The sequence below is a fragment of the Streptomyces beijiangensis genome, assembly GCF_017315755.1.
Lineage (GTDB): Bacteria > Actinomycetota > Actinomycetes > Streptomycetales > Streptomycetaceae > Streptomyces > Streptomyces beijiangensis.
This window is the reverse complement of sequence record NZ_JAFLRJ010000877.1, coordinates 1-753: the sequence shown is the minus strand read 5'-3', so window position 1 is coordinate 753 and position 753 is coordinate 1. Positions and strand designations below refer to the sequence as shown.

Annotated in this window: 2 protein-coding genes; both read left to right on the top strand. The window is 73.3% G+C overall.

Going from position 1 to position 753, the window contains the following annotated elements:
* On the top strand, nt 1-416 hold a 416-nt coding region (locus tag J0695_RS39625), incomplete at its 5' end, for an RNA polymerase sigma factor (RefSeq protein ID WP_206969688.1).
* The coding region (locus J0695_RS39620; protein WP_206969686.1) for a hypothetical protein at nt 413-753 on the top strand (341 nt) is incomplete at its 3' end. The genes J0695_RS39625 and J0695_RS39620, both read left to right, overlap by 4 nt.

The following is a 753-nucleotide window of genomic DNA, read 5'->3' as shown; positions in this document are numbered from 1 at the left end:
ACGACCTGCACACCGCCGAGGACGTGGTCCAGGACGCCTTCGCCGCCGTCTGCCGTACGCACGGCACCTCGCTGGACGGGCTCCGGGACCCCGGGGCCTATCTGCACACCGCCGTGGTCAACGCGGCACGCTCCGTACTGCGCAGACGTCGCACCGCCCGCGCCTACACGCCACCCCACCAGGGGTACGGGCCGCCCGTCGACGAGGGACTGCTGCTCGTCGAAGAGCACCGCCAAGTCCTGGACGCCGTAGCACAGTTGACGCAACGTCAGCGCGAGGTGCTCGTGCTGCGCTACTGGTCGGACCTGACCGAGGCGCAGATCGCACAGACGCTCGGACTGTCGCGCGGCACGGTGAAATCCACCGCGAGCCGCGCACTGGATGTCCTGGAGAAGAAGCTGGGGGCGGGCCGATGAGGCCGCACACCGAAGACCGCAGGTCCGCGACCGAGGACCGGCTGCGTACCGCGCTGGCCGCCCGCGCCGCGCTCGTCACGCACCACGACCTCCGCCCCGACGCACCGCCACAAGGACGGAGCTGGGGCGTGCGCCGCGCGCGCAGGATCGCCCTGACCGCGCTCGGTGCGGCTGCCGCTGTGGCCGCCGGCCTGCTGATCCTGCTGCCCGGCAGCCCGCTGGACCCGGCACCGGCACCGCCCGCCCATTCCCCGGGCATCGATGAACGGCCACCGCCCACACCCCCTTACCCGGCCGGCCCGTCCGGTACGGACCCCCGGGTGATCACCCGGCCGTA